The following is a 1,519-nucleotide window of genomic DNA, read 5'->3' as shown; positions in this document are numbered from 1 at the left end:
CAGTTTTTTTGTAGGCAAGCGCCCCGAAGGGTCGTATACTAAAAAGAAAAGGGGCGATATCGCCATGCTTGGCAAAGCCGAAAATCACCGATTGGATCAAGTGACCGTTGCTGTGGAAGACCTCGTGCCTGCTGACCACTTTCTTCGGACCATCGATGCGATGATTGATTTCCGGTTCATTGACGAGCAACTGGCTCCGTATTATTCGCCGACCGTCGGTCGGCCGTCGATTCCGCCGATCACCTTGTTTAAAATGATGTTTATTGGCTATTTCTACGGCATCCGCTCGGAACGGCAGCTGGAAAAAGAGCTCCAGACAAACGTGGCTTACCGGTGGTTTCTTGGTTTCTCATTGACGGACCGCATTCCGGATCATTCCACGATCAGCTGGAACCGGCAGACCCGATTTCTCGATACGACCATCTTCCAGGACATTTTTGATACCATCGTCCGGCAGGCGGACGCGCATGGCCTGGTCGACGGGCGGATTTTATTGACCGACTCCACCCACGTGAAAGCCAATGCCAACAAAAACAAGTTTCTGCGAAAAGCGAAATCGCCCAAAGTGCCCGTTTACCTGGACGAATTGGAAGCAGATGTTCAAGCCCACCGAGAAGCAGAAGGAAAAAAGCATTGGGACCGCGGAAGGAGGGGAAGTCCGCTCCCACCACGATGACCCGGGTCAGCCGGACCGATTCGGATAGTGGCTTTTTGATGCGGGATGGCAAGCCACAGGGGTTTTTTTACCTGGACCACCGCACGGTGGACGCTAAACATAACATCATCACAGACACCTATATCACGCCGGGCAACGTGCATGATGCCGATCCTTACTTGGAGCGCCTCGAGGTCCAACGGGCCAAATTCGGCTTTCAGGTGGAGGCAGTGGCGCTCGACGCCGGCTACTTCACCGCGTATTTATGCAAAAAACTCGAGGAGCAGGGCATCTACGCCGTCATGGGATACCGGCGCCCGGGGAAAAGCGGCCCGTACATGCCGAAACGCAAATTTCGTTTTGTCCCGCAGAAAAAAACGTATGTCTGCCCGATGGGCTGCCTGTTGACCTATCGCACGACGGACCGGAACGGCTATCGGCACTATCGTTCCCGCCCCCAGGACTGCCAGGGCTGCCCGCTGCGGGAGGATTGTTTTTCCCCATCGGCGACGTCCCGGGTGGTGAGCCGGCATTTGTGGGAAGACTTCAAGGACCGGGTCCGCGCCCGGAAACGGACGAACACCGGGAAAGCATTGTACCACTTACGCACCCAGACCGTGGAACGCAGTTTTGGAGACGCCAAGGAACTCCATGCGTTTCGGTATGCCCGATGCCGAGGACACTCGTCTGTGCAGGAACAGGCATATCTGACCGCTACCTGCCAGAATATGAAAAAAATGGCCCTCGTTCTCGCCAACCAGGCGACATAGAGGGCAACATTTTTGAGGCACCAGCCAAAAAAGAACGTGGATCGAACGATCCACGAACAAACATGACGCTTTTATTTTGTTTCTCAACAATCTG

General features: G+C 54.6%; 1 protein-coding gene. It reads left to right on the top strand.

The window, feature by feature from the left end; genetic code table 11:
- The first annotated feature begins 64 nt into the window (after nucleotides 1–64).
- Nucleotides 65–1,425, top strand: a protein-coding gene (locus tag ACTRXH_RS16000; protein ID WP_474283033.1) for an IS1182 family transposase whose coding sequence is annotated in 2 segments (ribosomal slippage) — nucleotides 65–632 and nucleotides 632–1,425 — 1,362 coding nt in all. Because the reading frame shifts where the segments join, the coding sequence is not laid out codon by codon here.
- Nucleotides 1,426–1,519: the final 94 nt, after the last annotated feature.

It is taken from the genome of Marinococcus sp. LNHM5E3-2.1 (genome assembly GCF_056034365.1).
The sequence above is the reverse complement of the archived record's forward strand: the minus strand, read 5'-3'. Positions and strand labels throughout refer to the sequence as shown.